Here is a 24543-nt window from a genome sequence, read left to right on the forward strand (position 1 = left end):
GTTTAATTTTTCAAAACATGAACTTAGTTCAAAAATATTCCCTATAAAGTTATCTAATTTAGGGGAGGTCAATGAGTGGCAAATTTAATGAGTTTTTTAGTAGATGAGGTTATCTATTAAAAATAGTCAAACTTGATTAAAAAGGAGAAACTTGTGGCACAAAAAGTGAAAATAGGTATGGTATATTTGGTAATATTAGTGAGCTTCGTACTTAGCGGATGCGTGGTTAAGGAAACGAACCAAACGGTCACTTATACCAAGAAAGAAAAAGAGGGACTGACTAGTTTTCAGTATGAGTACGAAGGAGATCGGGTGACGACTATTACAATTACTTCAGAGATAGACGGTGCATATGATGTTGTAGATGGTAAGAGGGGTGAAAAACTGACAGGCAAAGAGTTTGAATCAGCTAAAAGATCGATGGAAACTCTTGCAACAGTTTATGAAAAAATAGATGGTATGAGCTATGAAATCAGAATGTCAGAAGATGAGTTTTATGAAAAAGCTAGCTATGATGTGACGAAGCCAACAATGATTGAGTATTTAAATCCTCCTTCAGAAGAGCTAATCGACGGCGATAGAACTAAAGGATACAGCTTAAAAAGATGTGTTAAGCGATTGAAACAAGCAGGATATAAACAAGTGGCCAATTAATACGGAATCAGAAAGGGAAGCTGATGCTAAAAAAAACAAACCTAGTATTATTACTCGTCATTGCTTCAGTAATCATGACGGGCTGTTACTTTAAGAAGATAAAGATGAGTGGACAAAGTATGGAGCCCGCAATAAAAAATGGCGCTATTTTTTTTGTGGATTTAGAGGGGGAAATTGATCGTTTTGATATTATTGTGTATCGCCAGAGTGAGAGAGAGAATATAACGCTGTTGGGAGAGTCATTGGCTTACCTAATGAACAAATTAAGTATGTGAATGACCAACTATACATTGATGATAAAGCGGTATCGGAACCATTTTTGGAAGAAAACAAACGAAATGCCGAAATTGGAATATTGACGCTTGATTTTGAGTTAGAACAAGCCATTCCTGCCGGTTATTATTTTGTGATGGGTGATAATCGGATATTGGCAAAAGATAGCCGAGTGATTGGCGCAATTTCGTCTAATCAGGTTATCGGTGTCAAAAAAATTCCCCAAAATTAAGTAAAAACAGTATTATTGAGAGACTATTGAAAGAAAGAGGAATTGAGTTAGTTTTATGATGAGTTTGGAGCTATTCCAACTTTAGTGGTGATTAGTAGGGGATTGTTTATACAAGATATTCATGTTAATTTGGAGAACAATGAGCAATTAGTTGCTGAGGATGAGTAGACATTGGACAATGTGACACTTATCTTTACATTAACCTTAATTTTTCTGCTATTACTAATTTTAAATGGCTTCTTGATTATCAGAGGCAGTTGCTTTATTGAGTAGTTCGAGAAAGAATCCAAGTGTTGTTTCTTTCAGGATGTTAATTGAACCTATAATAAGTTACTATAGGTTCAAACATCTTTTTTTAAATTGAGAAAAATCAACCATACTTGGCAAAGTATCTTCCAGGTAGTCCGATGCAATTTTTAATTGTAGAAGATAAAATTCCTATATTTATGGTGGTTTATCGGTTTTTGTTGGGATGGTGTTATTGGTGATGATTGTGAGGTAACTTTTGGTAGTATAAACAATTTAAATCTAAAAAAGCGTTAGGTAAAGGAGGTAGTGACACTTGAGATGGATATGGATAGTAATGAGGGCCTTTTTTGTGACAGTTTTACTTTTTTCCTTAGAAGGGATAGTTTTTTTTACAGCTATGTCGGTTTTACCTATTTATTTTCAAGAAGCAAAGTTTTTTTATGTGACTATTTATGAAGCTCTTTCAAGGGGAACAAGAATTTTTGAAGACCTTGCGTTAAAGCTTTTTTTGGGGCAGGCAATTCTTATAGTTGCGATTCAGCTTATGATTCCTAAACTTAAAATAAAGTTAGACCACACATTTAAGTTTAGGAATCATAAGGCAAAAAAGGTGAAAGTAGGTATTAGCCTGTTGCTCACTAATATTTTATCTACTTATAACAAATTTCGATGTAAATAGACACATAAGAGAACGTTATAAGTAGATATGTAATCGCATTACTTAGGAAACGTGGGTGCCATCTTTCGAATTACTTATTTTTTGATCGACACTTTTTTGATAGATTTAAACAAAGATTCAACAATATTAGGAATAAATAAGCTTAAAGGAATGATGAGTAAGAAAGCTAGAAACCAAGCTTTTAGCCAAACATACCACAGAAAACTGGTTATTCCTTGGTTGATTAATGTCAGAAAAAAAGATAGGACGCCAGTATTAATAAAACCAACAACTAGTTTTTGGATTATTTTGTTAGTCAAGTTTTGCCATCCCATTTCGCCAGCTAGAGTACGTTAATCTACCGCCATTTTTTTAAAATTTTTTGTTTGAAGCACCTCGCTCCCAATTGTTTCGTTCATTAATCTTTGGTGGTTTATTTACTTTTAGTTTATCGGCATAAAATTTTGCCCACTGATCGGCTGCAATTGGTTCATCGTCAACGATATTGTAGGTTCCTGACTTCCAATCAAGTGCTTGAATGGTAGCTCCGACTGCATCATCAATGTGTATAAAAGAAGTGACTCCTTTACTGACACTAGCTGTTCCATCCTTGAATTGATGATAGATAGCTCCCTTTTGATCATATCAGGTATTTTCTCCATAAAGGGTACCGTAGCGCAAAATAATATAATTACTGATTTCCTTCGTTTTTTCTTCTAAAGCAATAATTCCATCAATAGTTGTTTTTCTCGGTTCTATAGCATTTATATCGAGTGCGGTTGTTTCGTCTGCTAATGATTCTCCGGGTTCATATGCCCATGAAATGCTTTGAGAAAGAATTCTTTTTACCTTATTCTTAAGAGCCACATTAACTATGTTAGTTGTTCCAATAGTTCGAATAGTCGAATTATCTTTACTACTCATGTTTTTTAAACTAGTTATTTGATGGATAATGATATCGGGCTTAAAATCAGCTATTGTGATCTGTATAAAATCTTCATCGAAAACATCACCTAAATAGGATTGAACTCCCAGTTCTTTCAAAAAAATTTCCCCGTTTTTAGAAGTTGTCAGTCCGGCAACCAGATAACCTTTAGTAACTAATTCTTGAACTAATTTTTTGCCAATAACACCAGTTGCACCAGTGACAAATATTCGTTGTCTATTTTTCATGCTTATCTTCCTCCTTGTACTGTAAATTTATTGTAGATGAGGAATAAGAATAGTACAATGAAAAGAAAGCTTATCTGTATGGGGACAGCAAGGGGGAAAAAATGAGAAAATATCAAGAAATAATTAATTTTTTGATAGGAAAAATCAATAACGGTGAGTTAAAAAAAGGTGAAAAAATACCTTCTATTCGAGTGCTGAGTGAAAAATTTGGTTGTAGTAAAGATACCGTACAAAAAGCATTACTAGAGCTATCATATCAGAGTGTTATTTATTCAGTAAATAGGAGTGGTTACTTTTTATTGACAGGAGCAGATGAAAATGTTCAAGAAGATAAAAAACTGATTGATTTTGGCAATTCAATGCCGGATCAAGATCTTTTTCCCTATGAAAACTTTCGCCTTTGTCTGAATCAAGCTATCATAAAAAAAGAAAGCCAGCTTTTTACTTACTATCTAAACCACAAAGGTTTGGATGAGCTAATTTATTCTCTCTATATTCTTCTAGCGGATCAACAAGTATACACTAAAAGAGAAAATATAGTGGGGACTTCAGGCATTCAACAAGCTCTCTTTATACTAGCTACTATGGACTTTCAGAATGATAAAGAAACAATTTTGATTGAACAACCAACTTATCATATGATGAATAAAATTATTGAAGAACAGCAGTTACATTATTTGACAATTGATCGCCATGATAAAGGTCTTGATTTTAAACAATTAGAAAATGTGTTCCGAACAAAGGATATCAAATTTTTTTACACGATTCCAAGGTTTCAAAATCCATTAGGGACGGCCTATACTGTTGAACAAAAACAAAAATTGGTCTATTTAGCTGAAAAATATGATGTTTATATTGTTGAAGATGATTATTTGGCTGATCTTGATAAAAATAATATGAATGCTCCGTTGTATTTTTTTGATACAAGTGAGCGTGTTATTTATTTAAAGTCTTTTTCCAAGATTATTTTCCCAGGATTACGAATCGGATGTGCTGTTCTTCCACCCTCTCTTATTAATTTATTTGTTAGAAAAAAAAGATTATTGACTATGATTCAAATCTATTATCGCAAAAGGCACTTTCTATCTATATCAATAGTAATATGTTTACTAAGCATAAAAACTTGTTAGCAAATCTATATCAAAATAAGGCTCTCTGTTTATATGAAACGCTGAATGAACTAGGGTTAAAAAGAAAGATTCAAAGAAAAACACTGGATACAAAAATTGTCTTTAAATTAAGGGCTGACATTGATCCTGAAACTGTGAAGCGATTGTTACGCATTCAAAACATGGCGGTAGGTTTTTTAGAAACTAATTTTTTAGAACCACAGTCATCTCACTATATAAAAATTGATGTACGAAATATGAAACAATCTGATATTCATTCAAATGTATTGGCTCTATTTGAGATTATTAAAAATGATATTATTTTTGAATAAACTAACTTTTTTTATGAATGCCTAACTAATTTGAATGTTGCATAGAAGATGTTAAAAGGTAGGTCTAATCACATTCATCGCTTTTTATTCCTACTTTTAGTATAATAAATCATCATAAAATGTAACGATTGAGGAGTAAGAATGAATAAACGTTTAACAATGGCTCAAAGAGCACAACATAAAGTATCAGAAAAAATCAAGTACCGTTTGGTGATAGTCTTTAGTCTGGTGTTGATTGCTATGGGATGCGTGCTGGCTACGCCAAGTACTATTATCAAAGGTCTTTGGACCATTTCATTGTCAACTAATGTCTTGGTCACCGATTATATCGAAATAGCTGGTTTAGGGGCGGCGTTTGTTAATAGTGGTCTTCTGACTCTTTTAAGTGTCTTACTAGCGAGAGTCAACAAAGTTCGGATGAGTGGGCCTTTAATAGCGGCTCTTTATACGATGAGCGGCTTTTCTTTTTTTGGAAAGAATTTATTTAATTCTCTGCCGATTACATTAGGCGTGTTCCTATTTGCTATGCTTCAAAGGAAACCATTCTCCAATTATTTGATTGTGAATCTATTTGGGACAGCCTTAGCACCGGCAGTCAGTTTCGTGTCCTTTGGTATGGGGCTGTCTCCATTTTGGGGAATAGTGGTCGGTGTTTTAGTGGGAATTATTATTGGGTTAATTTTACCACCATTGGCTAGTCATTTTTTGAGCTTTCATCAGGGCTTTAGTCTTTACAATGTCGGCTTTACTGCAGGGATTATTGGAATGGTTATAACGGCGCTTATTCGACTGACTAAGCATGATATCTCGAATGTTGATTTGGTGTCAGCGGGAAATAATTGGTTGCTAGGTAGTTTTTTATATCTGTCATTTAGTGGCTTATTGGTGATTGGCTGGTTTTTGAATGAAAGAAGCTTCAGCGGCTTTAGGAGGGTTTTCAGCTCGTCAGGTAAGCTGGTAACTGATTTTATTGTACTAGAGGGCTATGGTGTGACGCTAATTAACATGGGTGTAATGGGCATTGCGGCTACCTCATATGTACTAGTGATTGGCGGTCAATTAAGTGGCGCGGTTTTAGGTGGTATCTATACAGTGGTCGGGTTTAGCGCTTATGGGGTGCATCTACGTAATAGTATTCCGATTGTTTTGGGCGTGTACCTGATGTCGCTTTTGACAGGTGGCGATCCGAGTAGTACCTCGGTTTTATTGACGACACTTTTTGGCACGACCTTGGCACCTATCGCTGGGTATTATGGTCCCTTAGCAGGCCTTTTAGCAGGTGGCTTACACCTTGCGTTGGTTAGTAATGTGGGCTTTTTGCATGGGGGGATTAATCTGTACAATAATGGTTTTTCAGGAGGGTTTATTGCCGCATTTTTAGTGCCAATTCTTGATAGTCTTGTTAAACTGAAAGAAGATCGTAAGGGTTAGGGATAGGGGGAGACATATGTTAGAAGAACGACGTAAAGCTGAATTAATTTCGCATGAATTATTGCGTTATTTTTTCATTCATCGAATTAATAATATTCAAATGAATATTGCATTTGAAGGGCCGCAGTTTGTGGTGAGTGTTCAAGGCGAAATTGCCGAACCGCCAGCGGATTTAGAGGATGTGACGTGGTTATTAAGTGTAGAGCGAGACCCAGATCTGGACGAATATGTTGAAGGCTTGGTTGGAACTCAACATGAAGCAGAAGATTTTTCGTTATTGGGAATTATGACAGATGATGCCAAGGTAGAGTTTCTTAATGGCGAGTTAACGATCAAGCTATACCGAACATTAAATCCTCGTAGATAGGTTTAAGTAGCAGATTTCTAAAAAAATCCGTCAAAGGTTACAAAAGCATTAATATCCTCTCATATTGGTGAGTTCTCCTTTTAAAGTTTAGGTGAACGTTCTATAATAAAGTCACTAAGAACTAGGAGTGACTAATGGAACGATGGACGACCTTAGAGAGAAATTGACTAGTAATGAGTACACGACAAAACTAACAGTGGCGTTACTTTATGCTTTGTTTGCGTCAGTGGCTTTAAATGTTTTCTGGCGACCGGGAAATATTTATGCCAGCGGGGTGACGGGTTTAGCACAAATTATCACGACGTTAATTAGGAATGTCAGTGGCAATGAAGCACCTGTGTCGGTCGTTTATTATTTACTCAACGTCCCTTTGTTTCTACTTGCTTGGAAACGAATTAGTAGAAAGTTCACCATTTTTACGATCATTACGGTAACCCTATCATCCTTAGCTATTCAGTTGATGCCTGTTACGCCCTTATCACCTGATCCGATTATTTGCGCAATATTCGGAGGAGCGGTGAATGGATTTGCTGTTGGATTTGCTTTGAAAAACGGGATATCGTCTGGTGGCTTAGATATTTTGAGTATCACGATTCGCAAAGCAACAGGCAAAAGTATCGGATCAATTGCGATTATCTTTAATGGGCTAATCGCGCTAACTGCTGGTTATTTGTTTGGTTGGCCTTTTGCTTTCTATAGTGTTCTTTCAATTTTTGTTAGTGGGAAAGTGACAGATGCTGTCTATACCAAGCAGAAAAAAATGCAGGTAATGATTATTACCAAAAATCCCGATCGTGTGATTCACTGTGTTCAGGAGCGCTTACGTCGCGGTATTACGATTATTAATGGAGCGGAGGGTGCCTTTGACCATCACAAAAAAGCGGTCTTGATGACCGTCATTACGCGGTATGAGATGCACTCTTTGGAAAAAGCGATGGAAGAATCTGACCCGAATGCGTTTGTCAGCATTGCAGATAATGTAACCATCCTCGGTAACTTTTATGATCCCGGGATGTAAAATAATAAAACTAAGACCTCTCAAATGAAACTGTTTGAGAGGTCTTAGTTTTGGTGTTAATTTACGGGAATTGGTTAGTACACATCGAGCCAATGGTGTGGTTGAAGATCGTGGAGCTTGGCGAATTTTACATCCAAGGTGTTTTCAGCAGTCAGAGCGCACAAAACATCCTTTCCCCCAAAATTTAATCTTTCTAAACAAATTCCACAAGGAGCGAGAATCTTAATTGGCGAATTTTCGTCATCTCTAACGAGACAAATTGAATGAGTAATGTTCTTATTTTGATTGGCAGCCTCCAACATTGCACCTAATTCCATACAAACACTAGAGCCTGCGTTTAGAAAATCAGGAGAGATACTTAACAGTATTTCGTCAGTATCTAAAAGGACACCTGCCACCCCAACCTGTAGGATATTGTTGAATAAGCCTATCGGTTACGGCAGTAAGTAGCTTAACTTCGTTTGTCAAAACGATCATTTCCTTTACTATAAGAATAGTCCATCTACATATATTTTTTCAAAAATTTAAGCTTTTCATGACGAGCAAGTTGTTTAAACGCGTATTCAGCCCGCATGGCCTCGCTTTTTGTCTCAAAAGCTTCCGTATAAATCATTTTCATGGGGCGGCGACTTCTAACGCGCGTATATTTGGCGCCCACACCCTCATTATGTTCGTTCAATCGTCGCTTTGGTTCAGTGGTATAGCCACCATAAAAAGTATCGTCTGCACAGTGCAGAACATAAAAATAAAATGCCTTAGTTTCCATATAACATGCCTCTCACTTCTGGGTAATAGTTGTTAGTCTCATCGTAAACAGTTAGTGGCGGGAGGATTTTTAAGCCATCTGGTCGTCCCTTGTGGATGCCTTCAACTAATAACGTATTGGCCTCTTTCCCCACTTTTGGATAGACAAATTGGATTCGTTTAGGAATGATGCGGTGTCGCTGCATCGTATCTAAAATATCAACCAAGCGCTCAGGTCGATGGACGAGAGCGAGTTTACCATTGGATTTTAGCAGTCCAGCAGCCTCTTTGACCACTTCTTCCAAATTAGTTTCTATCTCGTGACGAGCAATTGCTAGATAAGGATTAGGATTTTTTACAGTAGTTGGTAGTCTTTTAAAATAAGGGGGATTACAGACGATTAAATCAACGGAATCTTTTTTGACTACCTCTGTTGTTTTTTTCAAATCTAGAGTATGTATGGTTAGCTGATTTTCGAGTTGGTTGAGTCGAATGCTTCTCTGTCCCATATCAGCAAGTCGTTCTTGAAGCTCGATCCCGACAATCTCTGCTTGTGTTTTTTGGCTAATAAAGAGCCCGACAGCCCCATTGCCAGCACAAAGGTCAATAATTCGACCGCGCTTAGGTAGACTGGCAAAATTTGCTAATAAGACAGCGTCTAAGGAAAAGGAGAAGACCTCTTTACTTTGGATTATTTTAATCCCATCGGCATATAATTGATCGATGCGTTCTCCTGCTTTTAATAAGTCTTCCATATTTATTACTAACTCCTCATTTTTAATCAAGTCGTTTAACATTATAACATGAACCATCAAATTAAAATAAAAAACTTGCAAGAATGGGGATTATTCGTCATACTATTAGGGAATAAGGAAAAGTGAGGAGAAGCAAATGTTCTTTCGATTTATGCGTCAAGTTGTGCGCTTTCTACTGTTTGTAATAAACGGTCGGGCGAGCTACGAACAGCGCGACAAGCTACCAAAAGATACTAACTATATACTTGTTGGACCACACCGTACGTGGTGGGACCCACTATACTTCGCCGTTGCTGCCGCTCCTAAGGAGTTTAGCTTTATGGCAAAAGAGGAATTATTTAAAAATCCTATTATTCGTTATATTTTGGTTCACGCACATGCCTTTCCAGTAAAACGTGATAATCCTGGACCGAGTGTGATTAAAACACCGATTAAAAGTTTAAAAAATTCTGAGTTGAGTTTAATCATGTTTCCAAGTGGCACTCGTCATTCAGAGGAATTAAAAGGTGGTGCTGCCTTGATTGCTAAGATGGCAAAGGTGCCGATTGTTCCAGCTGTCTACCAAGGTCCTTTAACCTTGGGTGGGCTTTTTAAACGCCAAAAGGTCACGATTCGTTTTGGTGATCCAATCGATATTAGTGACGTACCAAAGATTAATCAAGAGGGAATCGATGAAGTTGAGCGCCGAATGGCGACTGCTTTTGCGCAACTAGATAAGGAAATTGACCCAAATTTTGTGTATAAAATAGACCCTGAAAAAGCAGAGTAGAACTAGCCTGTGAAAGAAACGATATTCTTTCACAGGTTTTTTGTTCTTTCTTTTCTTGTCTTTTCAGTTTTTAATGAAAATTTGGTATAATGGTTGGAAGAAGTTTTTTATGGACGAGGTGAAAAGGTGAAGTTTTTACATACTGGAGATTGGCATATTGGCAAGAAGCTAAATGGGTTTGATTTATTAGAGGAACAACGCCATGCTTTTGATGAAGTCATGAAGTTGGCGGCTAAGGAGCAGGTTGATGGCATCATTATTGCAGGGGATCTGTATGATCGATCGGTTCCGGCAGTTGAAGCGGTTGAGTTGTTTAATCAGATGTTAGTTGAGATGAATTTAAAGAAAAGTTACCCAGTTTTTGCAATTTCTGGCAATCATGATAGTGCGACACGTCTGGAAACGGGGGGGCCATGGTTTGAGGCTCTTAATTTTCATTTGCACACTCGTCTCGAACAGGCCTTCACGCCAATTGAAGTGGGCAATGTTCAATTGTATTTATTGCCCTACTTTGAACCCTTTGAGGCTCGTCGATATTTTGAGGATGACAGTATTCGGACGATTGAAGTAGCGATGGAATCAGTTGTAGCAGAAATGCGTCAAACCTTTAAACCAGAGATGCAGCAGGTGCTTGTGGCTCACTTTTTTGTAGCAGGCAGTGAGAAATCTGAGTCAGAAACTAAGCTAACGGTTGGCGGTTTAGACGTAGTCCCATTGTCTCTTTTAAGTGATTTTGATTATATTGCTCTTGGGCACTTACATTATAAAAATGCGTTAAATGGTCAAAATGCAAGATATAGCGGGTCTTTATTAAAGTATTCAACCTCTGAGGTGACACAACAAAAAGGGGTCTGGATTGTAGAAGTTGGAACTGAAACGACCTTTGAGTTTCACGAGATTCCGTTTTTGAGAGATTTGGAGGTTCTGGAGGATTCTTTTGCGACGTTGATGGACCCGACTTATTACAATCAGATTCAGCGGGAGAATTATTTGGCGATTTCTTTGACGGATCGCGGGGTTATTCCTAACGTGATGACTCAGCTGAGAACAATTTATCCGCGAATTATTCAACTTGAACGAGCTTACGGTAGGGAACAAAAGCAGGCTAATCGGCGAACGACTGAAACAATTCAGGTTAGCAGTCCTGTAGAATTGGTGACGAATTATTTTCAAGAGACAACGGGGGAGCCGTTATCAGAAAAGCAAGCCGGTTGGTTAGTTGATGCAATGAGTGAATTAGAAAGGGAGTCTTAAACAGGATGAAACCAATTTCGTTGACGTTACAAAATTTTGGCCCGTATCAGTCTGAAACGGTTGATTTCAGTCGTTTTCATCAGAGTCCGCTTTTTTTGATTAGTGGTAAAACGGGTGCAGGTAAAACGACTCTTTTTGATGGGATGACCTTTGCTTTATACGGGGAGACGACAGGTGGAATCCGTCAGGGGAAAGAGATGCGTTCTAATTTTGCTGCGGCTAGTGAGACGACTGCAGTTGCTTTCGAGTTTTCTCACCGTGACTATCGTTATTTGGTTGAGCGAGAGCCAGAGCAGGTTTTAGCCAAAAAAGTTGGTGAGGGAACGACCACCAGACCTGCCAAGGTCAGATTGACGGTTTTTGATGCCCATGATAAGGAACTAAAACAGCTGACTAAGGCTAAGGAAGTTCAACTTTTTTTAGAGGAATTACTTCACCTTAATGCGCATCAATTTACCCAAATTGTGTTACTTCCTCAAGGTGATTTTCGGAAGTTTTTAAATGCTAATAGTAGCGATAAGGAAGTGGTTCTGCGTAAATTATTTAATACCACACTTTATCGCCAGTTAGCAGAGAGTCTTAAGGAGCGTAAGAAGGCTTATCAAAAAGAGTTAGAGCAAGCTGGAAGCGCGGTAAAGTTATTGCTACAGCAGTTGAAATGGCAAGCTGAATTTAGTGAACAGGCAGCTGCTTTAGAGGGCGTGGATGATCAACTATCTTTAGGGGCTGAGCAAGCGAAAAGTTATGAAAAGGTGATAGCTAAAACAACAGAGGCGTTAACTGATTTCAGGCACAATCGTCAACAGGTAGAAGAGCGCTATAATCAAAAAAAGGCTACGCTGAGCTTATTTAACGAGCAGGCGGAGCTACAAGTGACTCTTGAACAGTTGGCAGTTGAAGAAACACAGATTAGGACGCAAGAAGCTCGTTTGGCTCAATTATTGTGGGTTGGAAAACAAGAACGAGACTTACTTCGATATGAGGAAAGCTCGGTCGAAAGCCAACGCTTAACTCAACTGTTGGGTGATGAAAGGAACGAGCTCGCCAAATTACGTGAGCAACAACAACAAGCGAGTGAGCAAAAAGCAGTACTTTTAAAGCAAGAGCCAGAAATAGTGCAACAGCGAGCTGAGTTGAGTCAGTTGACGCAATTAATGCCACTTTTGGCTGAAAAAGCAGAGTTATCTGGACAGTTTGCGTCACTAAAGGCTGAGTTGGCTCAAGTTGAAAGTCAGCAAGGGCGTTTAATTGAAGCAAAAAATCAGACTCAGACGCAGATAACTGAAGCGACTCAGTTATTAGCAACAAGCGATGAGTGTCAGGCTGAAAAAGAACGTGTAACGGCTGAACTATATCAGCTTGACCTTGCCAAGGAGCATGGTCAAAAAGGGCAGGCTGTGATGGCTGATTTAGAGACTAACGTGCAGCAAATTAGTCAAGAGAATCAGCAATTAAAGCAGGCTAAAGCAGCGTTACCTAGAGTAGAAGCAGATGTTAGGCAGGCTAAGAGTCAGGTTGCTGGCTTACAAATTGCTCGTTTAAGCATGGACTTATTACCAGGTGAGCCTTGTCCAGTCTGTGGCGGGACAGAGCATCCATTCCCTCATAGTCAGCAAGGGTGGTCCTTAGAAGAGATTAAAGTAGCAGAAGCGGCCCTCGAGACAGCAGAGCAAGCGAGTCATCAACAAAGTCAGCTAGTTGCTAAGCTGGAGCAAAGTATCGGCTATCTAACAGGGGAGCAGGAGAAGTTACGGGAGCAATTAGCAAGTGAGGAAAAGTGGTTTAATCAGCAACAATCTGTTTTGGAGCCAATCCTTGATGTGTCATTGCTTGTGGCAAATGGACAGTGGGAGTCAGTGCTACAAGAGGTTGTCGATTTTAGAGATAAGGTGAGCTTGCGCCAACGTGAGATTGGAGAGAAGTTAGCCGAATTAGTTCAAGTGAAAGCTAGACTTCAGCACTTACAAGAGGAGCAGCAGACAAATGAGAGCCTACTTGAAAAGGTTAAGAATGAGGCTCTGAGCTTGGCGAGCGACTGTTTGAAAGTCGAGACGACGATTACAACATTAGCGCAACAATTGCCAGAAAAATGGGCGATGTTACCTGATCTTGGTCAAGTTAGAGATGAGCTGGCTAAGGGGATTGCTACTTGGGAACAGACCTTTGAAGAAGCTTCTGCCAATTTGACGGAGTTGAATAATCATGTGTTGGTGGCAGAAAGTCAGCTGATGCATCTAACTCAGCAGTTAGCTAAGGAGTCACAGCTAATTGAGCAGTTAACAGCGAATTTACTTGAGCAGATTGGGACTAGCCCTTATGAGTATCAGTTGCCAGAATTACTTGCGGAGCTGAGGTGCTTTCCTGAGATAGAGAGGCTAAGGGAAACAGTCGAGGCGTTTAAGACGAAGCAGGTGAAGCTGCAGGCTCAATTGGAACAAGTCAGCAGTAAGCTGAAAGAGGCGGAACGTCCTGATCTAAGTAGTGAGGAGCAACAATTAAGTGAGTTGACGCAACAAATTTTGACGACGGAGCGTTACTTAGTTGAGCAGGAGCAGATTTTGACGCACAATCAAGAGATTGTCAAAGAGGTACGGAAGCAACAAGCTGAGTTAAGTGATAAGTGGCAAGAGCTGGCAGAACTGAATCAGCTGTCAGAAGTCACAAATGGCGATGGTCCTTATAACAAAATGAGTATTGAGCGTTATGTTCTTCAAGCCTATTTTGAAGAGATTTTGCGTGTGGCCAATCAGCGTTTGATTCAGCTAACGAATAATCGCTATAGCTTTGAGCTCAATGAAGCTCAAGGGTCATACAAAAGTCAGACAGGCTTGGAAATTAATATTTATGATGATAATGTAGGAGCGACTCGCAGTGTCAATACTTTATCAGGTGGCGAAAGCTTTATAGCCGCGTTGTCGTTGTCCTTGTCATTAGCTGAGGTGGTACAAAATCAAGCAGGTGGCATCCAAATTGATGCGATGTTTATTGATGAAGGCTTTGGCTCTTTAGATGAAGAAGCACTCGAACAAGCGATGAACGCACTTGAGTTGATTGAGGGACAGGGGCGAATGATTGGAATCATTAGTCACGTACGAGAATTGAAACAACGAATCCCGCAACAACTACAAGTCGTCGTAAGTGGCACAGGTATTAGCACAATTCGTTATCAGACAGCAGAATAAGAAGAGGCGGAAAAAAGATGAAGTGGACCATTCCTGAAAAAATTATTCAAAGAGGTCGAAAATATGCGGACGAGGGCCGAGTAACGGCTATTACCCAAGACTTGACGCAGGAAGTGTGGCATGCGGAGGTGATCGGCTCAGCTATTTATCAAGTTGAGTTGGATGGGACTCCTCGGGAAAAAGATGTCTGCACCTGTCCTTATTGGCAAGAGAATGGCTATTGTAAACATACGGTGGCTGTCGAATTAGCGCTTCGAGACAAAGGCTTGAATCGCGTGTTGAAGCAGAATGATAATTTAAAAACAACCTATAAAGCACCCTCACTTTCAAAAATTGTGACTGATAGTTTTGCTAAATGGCAGGATAAGGAAACAAAGCAGGCATTGGAAGAGGAAGCGCCATTAAAAGTAGACTTTATCGTTGAGAGCTTGGAAATTTCTAATTATCATCCAGAAAAGGCTGTTTTTGGATTGAGTTTTAAAGTGGGCTATCAAGATGGGCGGACCTATGCCGTTAAGAATGCTGGAGAGTTTTTACAAGCATTCGCTAAGCAGGAAAAATTTCGACAAAGTGACAAGTATTTATTTTCATTGGCGTCTTTCAATTTTTCAGAGACTGATTATCAGTTATTGACGGAAGCCTTGGAAATTTATCAGAACAATCAAATGGTGGCAAGTAGTGGCATTCAATTGAAGGGGAGCGTCAAACAACGCTACTTGTTGTTGCCTGTGAAAGAATTGAGGCCGTATTTAACTAATTTACTTCGACATGAGAAGCTTCATTTAATTATGGGGGATAGAACAACTCGTAAGTTGTTTTTCGCGACGGGAAAGTTGCCAATTGTTTTTGAAGTTGAGCCTCAACATACTGGTTTTAATTTGAAAATAACGAATGGGATCGATCGTTTTTGGGAGACCTATCATTGGGTGAGTCGAGGGGTTACGTTTTATGAGTTGACGCCGTCTCAACAAGAAATATACCAAACCTTGATTCAATTGTTAAAGCGAGTGGAAACGCCGATTATTTATTATGAGGCGGAAGAGGTTGCTGATCTCTTTTCTTATGTTCTACCTGCTTTGGAACAAATTGGGTTGGTTAAGGTTGATGAGAATTTACAGACCGAAATGATTCAAGTTCCCGTTAAAACTGAGCTGTATCTGTCAGCGGTTAATAGTCAGCTATCGATGCGAGTGGATTTTAGGTATGGTAAAGAGGTCTTTTCAACAGATGACGCCTTCTCAACTAAAACAGCTAAAACACCCTTGGTTATTCGTAATCAAGTTCAGGAAAGTCGCATTGAGAAGTTATTGACGCGTTACCACTATACGAAGCGAGCAGTTGGTTATAGTAAGCCACTGCCAGAAAAAGCGGAGTTGTATCAATTATTTTCGACGGAAATTCCGTATTTACGAAAATTTGCAGAGGTTGAGATTGCCAAGGATTTAAGCAGTCTGTATTTAGATGCAGTTCAGTTTCAACCGCAAATTGAGGTCTTTGAGGAAGGGTCTTGGCTAGATATTCGATTTGATGTTTCTAATATTGCCGAGAGTGATGTTGACGATATTTTATTAAGTTTACTGAATCAGGAAAGCTTTTATCAGTTATCGACGGGGCAGATTCTCTCATTGGATTCAGATGCCTTTCAACAAACAAGTGAGGCGTTAGCTAAATTACGAGGTCAGCTCAAGTATGAAAATGGTAAGTTCTTAATACCAAAATATCGTGGATTACAAGTTGAAGAGGCGCTAGAAGAGGTTGCGAATACAACATTTAGTGATGATTTTAAAGAGATGGTTCAGAAGTTAACGCAACCAGAGAAACTAGAGGATCAAATTCCAGAGAACTTAGAAGCGGAATTACGTGATTATCAAAAAGTTGGGTTTCGCTGGCTGAAAATGCTGAGTGATTATCAATTTGGTGGGATTTTGGCTGATGATATGGGGTTAGGGAAGACGATTCAAGGGATTACCTATTTATTGTCAGAAAAAGAAAAGCAGGTGACAGCACCGTCCTTGATTGTTGCACCTGCCAGCTTGATTTATAATTGGCAAATCGAGTGTCAGAAGTTTGCGCCAAGCTTGACGACCTGTGTCGTAACGGGAAGTAAGGCTGAGCGGGAGCGAGCACTTATTGAAGAGGCAGATTGCGATTTATTGATTACCTCCTACGCCAGTATTCGCCAGGACATAGAGCTTTATCAAGAGATGGCGATTCATTGTTTGATTTTAGATGAAGCCCAAATGGTCAAAAATTCAGCGACTAAAACTTTCCAAGCGATTAAGGATCTGAAGACTGCCCACCGATTTGCTTTTAGTGGAACGCCAATCGAGAATGATTTAGAAGAATTATGGGCCTTATTTTATATGCTGATGCCAGGCTTCTTTCCTTCAAAGGCTAAATTTAAGCAGTTGGAAACAGAAGAAATTGCCAAGATGATTCAGCCGTTTGTTTTACGGCGTGAGAAGAAAGAGGTGTTAAAGGATTTACCTGATAAAATTGAGTCTAATCTTTATAGCACTTTAACAGAGGAACAGAAAAAAGTTTACTTGGCTCATCTACGTCAAATGCAAGAATCTATTGCTGGTATGAGTGCCGATAGTTTTAGGAAGAATCGGATTTCTGTTTTGGCTGGTCTGACTCGTTTACGCCAAATTTGTTGTGATCCGGCACTCTTTATCGATGATTATAAAGGGGATTCTGGCAAATTGGAGCAGGTGAAGGAGCTTGTTATTGCGGCAAAGGAAAATGGCCGTCGGGTCTTATTGTTCTCTCAGTTTACAAGCATGCTGAGTATTATTGAGCGAGAATTTTCTGAGCTCGGTATCGAAAGCTTTTATTTGCGAGGGAGTACGAAGCCTAAAAATCGAATCGAGATGGTCGAAGCGTTTAATAGTGGAGAAAAAGATGTCTTTTTAATTTCTTTAAAAGCTGGTGGGACTGGGCTGAACTTAACGGGGGCAGATACGGTTATTCTGTATGATTTATGGTGGAACCCAGCCGTTGAGGAACAGGCAGCTGGCCGAGCGCATCGAATGGGACAAAAGAAAGTGGTTGAGGTTTGGCGCTTAATCGCTGAAGGAACGATCGAAGAGAAGATGAATCAGCTACAACAGGAAAAGCGTGAACTCTTTGATAAAGTAATGAATGCCGAAGAGGAACAGCAGTTAGCGAAATTAACGGAAGAAGACATTCGCGAAATTTTAAGTATAGGTATGACGTAATAGGAGGACAACGCTTTGTAAGCTTAGTTTAATGGAGTAAATAGATTATTAATTTCGTGTTTGTTTAATCGAACTAGGCTAGCTGCTATATTCTAGTCTAGTGTCTTTGTGTTAAAATGAAAGTCATAATAGGAGGACAGATACCATGAAGCATCTACTTGAACACTTTTTAACAACTGCAAGAGCTGAGAATCGGGTTATTAACGCTGTTCAGATTCATCAAGCTGGAAACCTAGTGGCGGACTACAATCGGTTTGCTGATAAGGAACGATTTCATAGCTTTTCGGCAAGTAAGAGCGTAACCTCAATTGGAGTCGGGATAGCTCTTGATGAAGGGTTAATTACCTTAGATGAAAAAATAGCTGATAGCTTTAGTGATTATCTAACAGTAGAGTCGGATCCAAAGGTTTATGAGATAGCAGTGGAACATCTGCTAACAATGAGCTGTGGCTTGAAGGAGCCGTTATTCTTTTTCAGTACGCCAGAACGTTATCAAACGACGGATTGGCTTAGTCATTTTTTTTCGGCAGAGTTTGCACATCAGCCAGGCACTCATTTTTTATATTCCAATTTTAATGCGTATTTACTAGGGTGTTTGATTGAGAAAAAGTCTGGGCAGAACCTATGCGCTTATATGACTGAACGGTTATTTGAGCCCTTAGATATTTACAGCCCTGATTGGTTTGAATGTCCTATGGGGCATACGACTGCTGCAAATGGGTTGTTTTTGACGATTGATGAGATGGCTCGGTTTGGGCAACTGTTGATTAATAAGGGAACTTACAAGGGTCAGCGCCTCGTTTCGGCTTCTTATATTGAGGCCGCAACGCGTAATCATTATGAGGAAAATGGACCAGAGCATGGCTATGGCTACCAATTTTGGATCAGTAATGATGAGCAATCGTATCATGTTTCTGGCAAGTATGGTCAATTGATTTATGTGCTAGATAGAGAGGAAACCGTGGTATCCGTTCAATCGTTGGATGAACAGGATATTGAAACCTTTATTTGGGAAGGCTTAATCCGACCGATAAAGCAGGCTATTAACTAGTTGTTTACTAGTAGTGAGTCAGCAAGGGAATTATCTAAAAAAACGTTAATTTTTATTGGCTAATGACCACTGAGTGATAAAAGTAAGCTATGATGGTGATTAATCAAGTAGGAAATGAGGAAGGCAAATGAAAATTGTGGTTTTAGCAGGGGGCTTAAGTCCAGAGCGTGATGTGTCATTAAGTTCAGGAGCGATGGTGGCTAATGCTTTGATGAAAAAAGGCGACCAAGTCTTACTTTTAGATGTCTATGAAGGATGTGCCGACTGCCAAGAATTTGAGACGGCTTATGAAAAATATCAGCAGGAGTCATACACATATGATGTACCAGCTACGCCGCCTGATTTAGCAGAAATAGCGGCTGCCTTTCCGAATGGTGGTGCATTGATTGGTCCAAATATTTTAGCTATTTGTCAGAGTGCTGATGTGACCTTTTTGGCTTTACATGGTGCGATGGGAGAAAATGGCCAGATTCAGGCAGCTCTTGATTTACATGGGATTACTTATACAGGATCAGGCTATGCAGGTAGCTTGTTGGCAATGGATAAGGTATTGTCTAAGCAATTAATGGCAGCTTATGGTGTGTCTTCTCCTAAATGGCTTGAAGTAGATTTGAAGGTGGATGATCCAGTAACGATCTTTCAGCAGGTTGAGCTCCCATGTGTCATCAAGCCAGCTAATGGTGGCTCAAGTATTGGCGTATCTTTGGTAAAGACTGCCTCAGAATTTAATGAAGCGATTGAGTTGGCTAAACAAATTGATTCAGCATTACTAATTGAAGAGCTTATTATTGGGCGTGAGTTTTCTGTTGGGGTCTTGGCAGGTAAAACTCTACCAGCTATCGAAATTATGCCAACGACTGGTTTTTACGATTATAAAAATAAATATCAAGCGGGTCTTACAAAGGAAGTTTGCCCAGCTATGATCCATCCAGAATTAGCCGAGAGACTCAGTACAGAAGCATTAAAAGTTCATGAGCTCTTGCGTTTGGGTAGTTATTCACGGGTTGATTTCTTGGTTACTAAAGAGGGGCAAACCTATTGTCTGGAAGCCAATACTTTGCCGGGAATGACGCCTACTAGTCTTTTACCACAGGAAGCTGCCGCTGCAGGAATTGACTATTCAGAACTTTGCCACCAATTGGTTCAATTGAGCTTAAAATAAAGTTATATCTAAGAGGAAGCTATTTTATTTTCAATAGGTTCCTTTTTTTACTATCGAATGTAAGCGTTATTTTGGTAGGCTGATAGTAGTTAATAAACGAAAGGAGCAAGAAGAAATGAAAATTAAAGCAGCAGTTGTACAGGCGGAGGGTCAACCTTATGAGATTCAAACGGTTGAGTTGGCTGACCCACAGGGCACAGATGTATTAATTAGAGTGGTTGCTTCAGGTCTTTGCCGATCAGATTATGGGGAGCGATATGGTAATTCGCTACAATTTCCAAATGTTCTTGGTCATGAAGGCTCAGGAATTGTTGAACAGGTGGGCGCAGCTGTCACAAGTGTTGTACCAGGCGATCATGTGATTTTGTCTTATGGCTATTGTCAAGAATGTCAACGTTGTTCAGAAGGTCATCCATCCTCATGTAATCATTGGTTGGATATTAATAATGCAGGAACTAATAAACGTGGTGAATATGTACTTAAGCAAGAGGACGGGACCCTACTTAATAATTTCTTTAATCAATCGGCTTTTGCAACTCATAGCCTAGTAGATGAATCGAATATTGTCAAGGTGGATAAAGACATTGATTTACGTCTTCTGGGACCTTTAGGCTGTGGACTTGGCACAGGAAGTGGCGCTGTTTTAGATGTCTTGAAGCCACGTGTTGGCCAATCTATCGCGATTTTTGGTACAGGTGCAGTTGGCTTTGCGGCTTTGATGGCAGCTAAAGTAGCGGGGTGTCACCCAATTATTGCGTTAGATATTAATGAAGACCGTTTGCAGAAGGCTAAAGAACTTGGGGCGACTCATGTCATTAATAGTGGCGTTGACAGTGAGCAGGTTGTGGAAAAAATTCAAGCAATCACAGGACTCGGCGCGGATTACGTGATTGACACCTCAGGGGTTCAACCCGTCATGAATCAGGCCATGGCCGCTGTTTCTAATGGTGGGATATTTGTTCCTTTGGCAGTGACGAAGAAAAATTTTGAAGTGAATACGTTCTTTGATTTAGTTTTTGGCAATAAAAAAATAGTCGGGTGCTTGATTGGCGATACGATTCCTAAATATCATTTACCACGGTTAATTCAGTTATACAAAAATGGTCATTTCCCATTCGATCAGTTTGTTAAGTACTATCCTTTTGCTGAGATCAATCAAGCAGAAGCTGATTCTATTTCTGGCAAAGTATTAAAATCAGTTGTTGTGATGGATGACAGCTATTTACCGCCCAACTAAAGAAAAGAGGAGAAAATGATGGCAATTAAAGAATTAGTCGCAAATGCTCGTGTGGCAATGGAGCAGATTAAGGATTATACACAGGAAGAAACAGATGAGCTGACTCGTGTGATTGCAGAAGCTATTTTGGCACATGATGTTGAACTTGCAGAAGAAGCTGTTGCTGAAACTGGTTTGGGACGTGTCGATCACAAAATCGGCAAAAATCAAAACATGGCTAAAAATATTTATGGTCATTTAAAAGGGAAGAAGTCAGTGGGCATTATTGGCGAAGAACCAGAAAAAGGCTTGATTATGGTTGCCCATCCAGTCGGCGTGATTGGCTCAGTTGCCCCGACGACCAATCCGACAATTACTCCTCTTGGTAATGGGCTAATGGCATTAAAAGGTAAGAATGCGATGATCGTCTCTCCTCACCCAAGAGCGCTAAAGACGACGACTCATACTGTTGAAATTATGCGAGAGGCTCTCGCATCAATTGGCGCGCCAAAGGATTTATTACAGGTGATTAGCGAGCCGTCAGTTGAAAAATCTCAAGAATTGATGGGCTCAGTTGATGTCGTGGTTGCAACAGGTGGTCCTGGTATGGTAAAAGCCGCTTATTCGAGTGGAAAACCTGCTTATGGAGTTGGGCCAGGAAATGTTCAATTGATTTTAGATGAAGACTTTGATGTTAAAACAGCAGCGGAGTTAACGGTTATCGGTCGTTCCTTTGACAACGGAATTGTCTGCGCTTGTACGCAGTCCTTGATTTACCCTGAAGCAAAAAAAGAAGAGGTAATTGCCGAATTAAGAGCGAGTAAGTCATACGTGGTAACAGATGAGGTTGAAGTTGCTAAATTCCGCGAGCTACTTTTCCCAGCTGGCCGTACTAATCCAGCGTTTGTTGGGAAATCCCCACAAGTTATTGGGGAGGCAATTGGTGTTGAGGTACCAGCAGATAGTGAGATTATTGCGTTGAGCGTTAGAGAATATGGCGAAGCAGACTATTTATCAAAAGAGAAGATGTGCCCAGTTTTAGCTTTAATTGGCTATCAAACATTCGATCAAGCTGTTGCAATTGCTAAAGCTAATTTAATGGTTGAAGGACGTGGGCATTCGGCGGGGATTTTTACCCATAACCAAGTTCATGCTAGGCGTTTAGGAGAAGAGTTGCCTGTTAGTCGGATTGTCGTCAATCAACCGACTATTGATGCAGGCGGAAGTCCTAATAATGGGTTGAATCCAACGGTTTCATTAGGATGCGGCTCATGGGGAAATAACATTATTTCAGAAAATTTGAAATTTGAGCATTTGATTAATATTTCGCGAATTGCTAATTTTGTTGATAATTAACCAAGCGTGGAGCTGTGACAAAAGTCGCTTTGCTCCGCGCAACTGGAGGAAAACTCGATAAATCGGCCCTTTCGATTAAACGAGTTTTGTGAAGTTGTCGAAAGAGCAGACTTTTGGAACGCGTTTATCGCATAGTATATGTAAAATGAAAAGGGGACGTGACATTCGTCACAGCCCCTTGATTTAATCGGAAAGGAGAACGCCTATGCTCAAGGATTTTTCAGAGCTAATTGCTAAACAAATTAATCAACCAGTCAAGCGAGTAGCGGTTGTTAATGGAATTGATGATGCGAGTTTATTAGGGGTTTTTGATGAACGACTACGAGGAAAGGTCAAGCCGATAGTGATTGGCGATCAAGACATTATTACCAGTCGCTTAACTCAGCTTAATATTTCAGAAAAAGTGGAAATTATTGACGTACCAGAAAAGCAGGCTGCAATGATTGGCGTTGAGATGGCGAGGCTAGGACAAGTGGAGGTTTTAATGAAAGGGCATATCCAGACGAGTGATTTCTTACGTCCGGTTGTGGCAAAGGAGACAGGGATTATTGCTCAGGATTTGTTGACTCATGTGGCGCTTAATCAAGTAGAAGGCTATCCGAAGTTATTACTGACAACAGATGGTGGTATGGTGCCAGAACCGACTTATGCTGATAAACAGCTTATAATTCGTCACGGGTTAGAGATTCTTCAGCGTTTAGGCTACGAAAAACCGAAAGTGGCCGTTTTAGCTGCTGCTGAAACGGTTAATCCGAAAATTAGGTCATCACAGGAAGCGGATCAGCTTAGCCGTTATTTTAGTGAACAGTCATCTATTCCTTGTGAGATTGATGGTCCCTTATCATTTGATTTAGCAATAAGTCCGGAAATTGCCGTTTTAAAAGGCTATGAAAGTCCGGTTGCAGGTCAAGCGGATATGCTAGTAGGCCCAGATATGACGGCGATGAATTTAGTTGGTAAGAGTATGATGACTTTCGGAAAAGGAAAAATGGCAGGACTTGTTTGTGGGGCAAAGGTGCCAATCGTTATGACGTCAAGGGGGTCATCTAGTGAGGAAAAATATTTGTCTATCGTACTGGCATCATTAGTAGGCTAGTGATAGATACGAGATGACTTAAGCTGGGAGTGAAAAAAATGACAGATAAAAGGATTTTGACAATCAATCCAGGAGCTACATCTACTAAAATTGGTTATTTTCAGGGAGACCAGCTCCTTTATCAGCAGACGATCAATCATCCTATTGAGGAATTGGAAGTCTTTTCCCATGTTCAAGATCAATTAGACTATCGTTTAGGGATGATTTTGGCGGAGATAAAAGCGGAAAAAATTGATTTAAGTCAGCTGGATGGAATTGCTGCTCGTGGTGGTTTATTACCACCTGTTCAATCTGGTGCGTATGAAATAAATCAAGAGATGCTTGATTATTTATTGTATCATCCGCGAGTGGAGCATGCCTCGAATTTAGGGGCATTATTAGGTGAAAAAATTAGAGAAATGTCAGGTTCTCAGACTCGGGCCTTTGTGTATGATCCTGTGACGGTAGATGAATTTCCACCTGTTGCTAGACTTTCAGGGCTAAAGGGGATCGAGCGGGAGAGTATTGGCCATGCGCTGAATATGCGTGCTGTGGCTCGAAAAGTTGCTGAGGAGACTCATCACCATTATGAAGAGGTGACCTATATTGTAGCGCATATGGGAGGGGGAAATAGTATAAGTCTTCACCATCAGGGAAAGATGATCGATTTGATTTCTGATGATGAGGGGCCATTTTCTACGGAGCGAACAGGAGAGCTGCCTGTAAAGCAAGTGATAAAATGGTGTTATGAGCATAGTCAAAATGAGATGTTGACCCACTACCGAAAACAAGGAGGACTTAGATCTTATTTGGGGACAAATGATGCGCGTGAAGTTGAGGCACGGATAGAGGCTGGCGATCAAGAAGCAAAGTTGGTTTATGAGGCTATGGCTTATCAATTATCTAAAGGGATCGGTAGCTTGGCGACAGTGGTCGCGGGCCAAGTTGATGGGATTATTATGACGGGAGGGCTTGCGTATTCGGATAGGTTAATGTCAGCTGTCGAAAAGCAAGTACGTTTTATTGCTCCTGTCTATCGCGTACCAGGTGAACGAGAATTAGTCGCTTTAGCCAAAGGTGTGGCTCGTGTTCTTGGGGGAGAAGAGAGTAGTCATCAGTTTACGTGTTAAGGTGACGTGTGACAATTAAGCCAGCTATAAAAAGGTCAAGTAAAAACTGAACTATTTTAAAATTGTTTGTTGTGATTTTTAATGCAACATAAATAAACCTAGAGAAGAATACAAATTTTTTCTAGGTATCTG

Annotated in this window: 22 protein-coding genes and 1 pseudogene; 18 read left to right on the forward strand and 5 right to left on the reverse strand. The window is 39.9% G+C overall.

The genetic code is table 11. From position 1 onward, the window contains the following. Positions 1–153: 153 nt before the first annotated feature. From AC5KOD_RS08840 to AC5KOD_RS08850, 3 genes and pseudogenes are all read left to right on the forward strand, one after another. The gene (locus AC5KOD_RS08840; RefSeq protein ID WP_496914187.1) at positions 154–654 is read left to right on the forward strand and encodes a DUF1307 domain-containing protein; all 501 of its coding nucleotides are present in this window, start codon (positions 154–156) and stop codon (positions 652–654) included. Between the two features lie 74 nt (positions 655–728). Beyond that, a pseudogene (gene lepB / locus AC5KOD_RS08845) lies at positions 729–1159 on the forward strand (signal peptidase I). A 562-nt stretch (positions 1160–1721) separates the two neighbouring features. Next, positions 1722–2087 (forward strand): hypothetical protein, encoded by a 366-nt coding sequence (locus AC5KOD_RS08850; RefSeq protein ID WP_496914188.1) that lies wholly within the window; start codon positions 1722–1724, stop codon positions 2085–2087. Between the two features lie 74 nt (positions 2088–2161). On the opposite strand, the gene AC5KOD_RS08855 is transcribed toward AC5KOD_RS08850, so the two are convergent. The 3 genes from AC5KOD_RS08855 to AC5KOD_RS08865 all read right to left on the reverse strand — a co-directional run bounded on the left by AC5KOD_RS08855 (position 2162) and on the right by AC5KOD_RS08865 (position 3239). Further along, positions 2162–2401, reverse strand: a complete 240-nt coding sequence (locus AC5KOD_RS08855) for a DUF2798 domain-containing protein (RefSeq protein ID WP_496914189.1) — start codon at positions 2399–2401, stop codon at positions 2162–2164. A 108-nt stretch (positions 2402–2509) separates the two neighbouring features. Next, entirely contained in the window at positions 2510–2662 is a 153-nt protein-coding gene (locus tag AC5KOD_RS08860; protein ID WP_496914190.1) for a hypothetical protein, read from the reverse strand. Positions 2663–2711: 49 nt separating this feature from the next. Continuing rightward, positions 2712–3239, reverse strand: coding sequence for an NAD-dependent epimerase/dehydratase family protein (locus AC5KOD_RS08865; RefSeq protein WP_496914191.1), 528 nt, complete (start codon positions 3237–3239; stop codon positions 2712–2714). A gap of 101 nt (positions 3240–3340) precedes the next feature. Here AC5KOD_RS08865 and AC5KOD_RS08870 point away from each other — a divergent pair, with 101 nt between their 5' ends. The 5 genes from AC5KOD_RS08870 to AC5KOD_RS08890 all read left to right on the forward strand — a co-directional run bounded on the left by AC5KOD_RS08870 (position 3341) and on the right by AC5KOD_RS08890 (position 7496). Then, the gene (locus AC5KOD_RS08870; RefSeq protein ID WP_496914192.1) at positions 3341–4369 is read left to right on the forward strand and encodes an aminotransferase-like domain-containing protein; all 1029 of its coding nucleotides are present in this window, start codon (positions 3341–3343) and stop codon (positions 4367–4369) included. Continuing rightward, positions 4363–4680, forward strand: a complete 318-nt coding sequence (locus AC5KOD_RS08875) for a hypothetical protein (protein ID WP_496914193.1) — start codon at positions 4363–4365, stop codon at positions 4678–4680. Before AC5KOD_RS08870 ends, AC5KOD_RS08875 begins: the two co-directional genes overlap by 7 nt. Positions 4681–4821: 141 nt before the next feature. Beyond that, entirely contained in the window at positions 4822–6111 is a 1290-nt protein-coding gene (locus AC5KOD_RS08880) for a DUF1576 domain-containing protein (protein ID WP_496914194.1), read from the forward strand. 16 nt (positions 6112–6127) lie between these two features. Further along, positions 6128–6478 (forward strand): hypothetical protein, encoded by a 351-nt coding sequence (locus tag AC5KOD_RS08885; RefSeq protein ID WP_496914195.1) that lies wholly within the window; start codon positions 6128–6130, stop codon positions 6476–6478. Positions 6479–6620: 142 nt separating this feature from the next. After that, positions 6621–7496, forward strand: a complete 876-nt coding sequence (locus tag AC5KOD_RS08890) for a YitT family protein (protein ID WP_496914196.1) — start codon at positions 6621–6623, stop codon at positions 7494–7496. 502 nt (positions 7497–7998) lie between these two features. Here the strand turns inward: AC5KOD_RS08890 and AC5KOD_RS08895 are convergent. Beyond that, positions 7999–8262 carry a GIY-YIG nuclease family protein gene (locus tag AC5KOD_RS08895; protein WP_496914197.1) on the reverse strand — a complete coding sequence of 88 codons (264 nt, stop codon included), beginning with the start codon at positions 8260–8262 and terminating at the stop codon, positions 7999–8001. Then, complete coding sequence (locus AC5KOD_RS08900) at positions 8252–8995, reverse strand: tRNA1(Val) (adenine(37)-N6)-methyltransferase (RefSeq protein WP_496914198.1); 744 nt, start codon at positions 8993–8995, stop codon at positions 8252–8254. Before AC5KOD_RS08900 ends, AC5KOD_RS08895 begins: the two co-directional genes overlap by 11 nt. 136 nt (positions 8996–9131) lie before the next feature. Here AC5KOD_RS08900 and AC5KOD_RS08905 point away from each other — a divergent pair, with 136 nt between their 5' ends. From AC5KOD_RS08905 to buk, 10 genes are all read left to right on the forward strand, one after another. Beyond that, entirely contained in the window at positions 9132–9764 is a 633-nt protein-coding gene (locus AC5KOD_RS08905) for a lysophospholipid acyltransferase family protein (RefSeq protein ID WP_496914199.1), read from the forward strand. A gap of 126 nt (positions 9765–9890) precedes the next feature. Beyond that, positions 9891–11018, forward strand: coding sequence for an exonuclease SbcCD subunit D (locus AC5KOD_RS08910; RefSeq protein WP_496914200.1), 1128 nt, complete (start codon positions 9891–9893; stop codon positions 11016–11018). A 5-nt stretch (positions 11019–11023) separates the two neighbouring features. Then, the gene (locus AC5KOD_RS08915) at positions 11024–14200 is read left to right on the forward strand and encodes an AAA family ATPase (protein ID WP_496914201.1); all 3177 of its coding nucleotides are present in this window, start codon (positions 11024–11026) and stop codon (positions 14198–14200) included. Positions 14201–14217: 17 nt separating this feature from the next. Further along, complete coding sequence (locus tag AC5KOD_RS08920) at positions 14218–17421, forward strand: SNF2 helicase associated domain-containing protein (protein ID WP_496914202.1); 3204 nt, start codon at positions 14218–14220, stop codon at positions 17419–17421. Between the two features lie 145 nt (positions 17422–17566). Continuing rightward, on the forward strand, positions 17567–18472 hold the full coding sequence (locus AC5KOD_RS08925) for a serine hydrolase domain-containing protein (protein WP_496914203.1): 906 nt from the start codon (positions 17567–17569) through the stop codon (positions 18470–18472). A 127-nt stretch (positions 18473–18599) separates the two neighbouring features. Next, positions 18600–19634 (forward strand): D-alanine--D-alanine ligase family protein, encoded by a 1035-nt coding sequence (locus tag AC5KOD_RS08930; RefSeq protein ID WP_496914204.1) that lies wholly within the window; start codon positions 18600–18602, stop codon positions 19632–19634. Between the two features lie 115 nt (positions 19635–19749). Continuing rightward, positions 19750–20871: an NAD(P)-dependent alcohol dehydrogenase gene (locus AC5KOD_RS08935; protein WP_496914205.1), complete on the forward strand. Its 1122-nt coding sequence runs from the start codon at positions 19750–19752 to the stop codon at positions 20869–20871. Between the two features lie 18 nt (positions 20872–20889). Further along, positions 20890–22206, forward strand: a complete 1317-nt coding sequence (locus AC5KOD_RS08940; protein WP_496914206.1) for an aldehyde dehydrogenase family protein — start codon at positions 20890–20892, stop codon at positions 22204–22206. Positions 22207–22411: 205 nt separating this feature from the next. Further along, positions 22412–23302, forward strand: coding sequence for a phosphate acyltransferase (locus tag AC5KOD_RS08945; RefSeq protein WP_496914207.1), 891 nt, complete (start codon positions 22412–22414; stop codon positions 23300–23302). Between the two features lie 38 nt (positions 23303–23340). Then, on the forward strand, positions 23341–24411 hold the full coding sequence (gene buk / locus AC5KOD_RS08950) for a butyrate kinase (RefSeq protein ID WP_496914208.1): 1071 nt from the start codon (positions 23341–23343) through the stop codon (positions 24409–24411). Positions 24412–24543: the final 132 nt, after the last annotated feature.

It is taken from the genome of Vagococcus sp. WN80Y, from assembly GCF_059621045.1.

Bases quoted from the DNA above. Each gene is read 5' to 3' on its own strand.
- AC5KOD_RS08855 (WP_496914189.1), bottom strand. From the start codon at position 2,401: ATGGGATGGCAAAACTTGACTAACAAAATAATCCAAAAACTAGTTGTT.
- AC5KOD_RS08865 (WP_496914191.1), bottom strand. From the start codon at position 3,239: ATGAAAAATAGACAACGAATATTTGTCACTGGTGCAACTGGTGTTATT.
- AC5KOD_RS08870 (WP_496914192.1), top strand. From the start codon at position 3,341: ATGAGAAAATATCAAGAAATAATTAATTTTTTGATAGGAAAAATCAAT.
- AC5KOD_RS08880 (WP_496914194.1), top strand. From the start codon at position 4,822: ATGAATAAACGTTTAACAATGGCTCAAAGAGCACAACATAAAGTATCA.
- AC5KOD_RS08885 (WP_496914195.1), top strand. From the start codon at position 6,128: ATGTTAGAAGAACGACGTAAAGCTGAATTAATTTCGCATGAATTATTG.
- AC5KOD_RS08890 (WP_496914196.1), top strand. From the start codon at position 6,621: ATGGACGACCTTAGAGAGAAATTGACTAGTAATGAGTACACGACAAAA.
- AC5KOD_RS08895 (WP_496914197.1), bottom strand. From the start codon at position 8,262: ATGGAAACTAAGGCATTTTATTTTTATGTTCTGCACTGTGCAGACGAT.
- AC5KOD_RS08900 (WP_496914198.1), bottom strand. From the start codon at position 8,995: ATGGAAGACTTATTAAAAGCAGGAGAACGCATCGATCAATTATATGCC.
- AC5KOD_RS08905 (WP_496914199.1), top strand. From the start codon at position 9,132: ATGTTCTTTCGATTTATGCGTCAAGTTGTGCGCTTTCTACTGTTTGTA.
- AC5KOD_RS08915 (WP_496914201.1), top strand. From the start codon at position 11,024: ATGAAACCAATTTCGTTGACGTTACAAAATTTTGGCCCGTATCAGTCT.
- AC5KOD_RS08920 (WP_496914202.1), top strand. From the start codon at position 14,218: ATGAAGTGGACCATTCCTGAAAAAATTATTCAAAGAGGTCGAAAATAT.
- AC5KOD_RS08925 (WP_496914203.1), top strand. From the start codon at position 17,567: ATGAAGCATCTACTTGAACACTTTTTAACAACTGCAAGAGCTGAGAAT.
- AC5KOD_RS08930 (WP_496914204.1), top strand. From the start codon at position 18,600: ATGAAAATTGTGGTTTTAGCAGGGGGCTTAAGTCCAGAGCGTGATGTG.
- AC5KOD_RS08935 (WP_496914205.1), top strand. From the start codon at position 19,750: ATGAAAATTAAAGCAGCAGTTGTACAGGCGGAGGGTCAACCTTATGAG.
- AC5KOD_RS08940 (WP_496914206.1), top strand. From the start codon at position 20,890: ATGGCAATTAAAGAATTAGTCGCAAATGCTCGTGTGGCAATGGAGCAG.
- AC5KOD_RS08945 (WP_496914207.1), top strand. From the start codon at position 22,412: ATGCTCAAGGATTTTTCAGAGCTAATTGCTAAACAAATTAATCAACCA.
- buk (WP_496914208.1), top strand. From the start codon at position 23,341: ATGACAGATAAAAGGATTTTGACAATCAATCCAGGAGCTACATCTACT.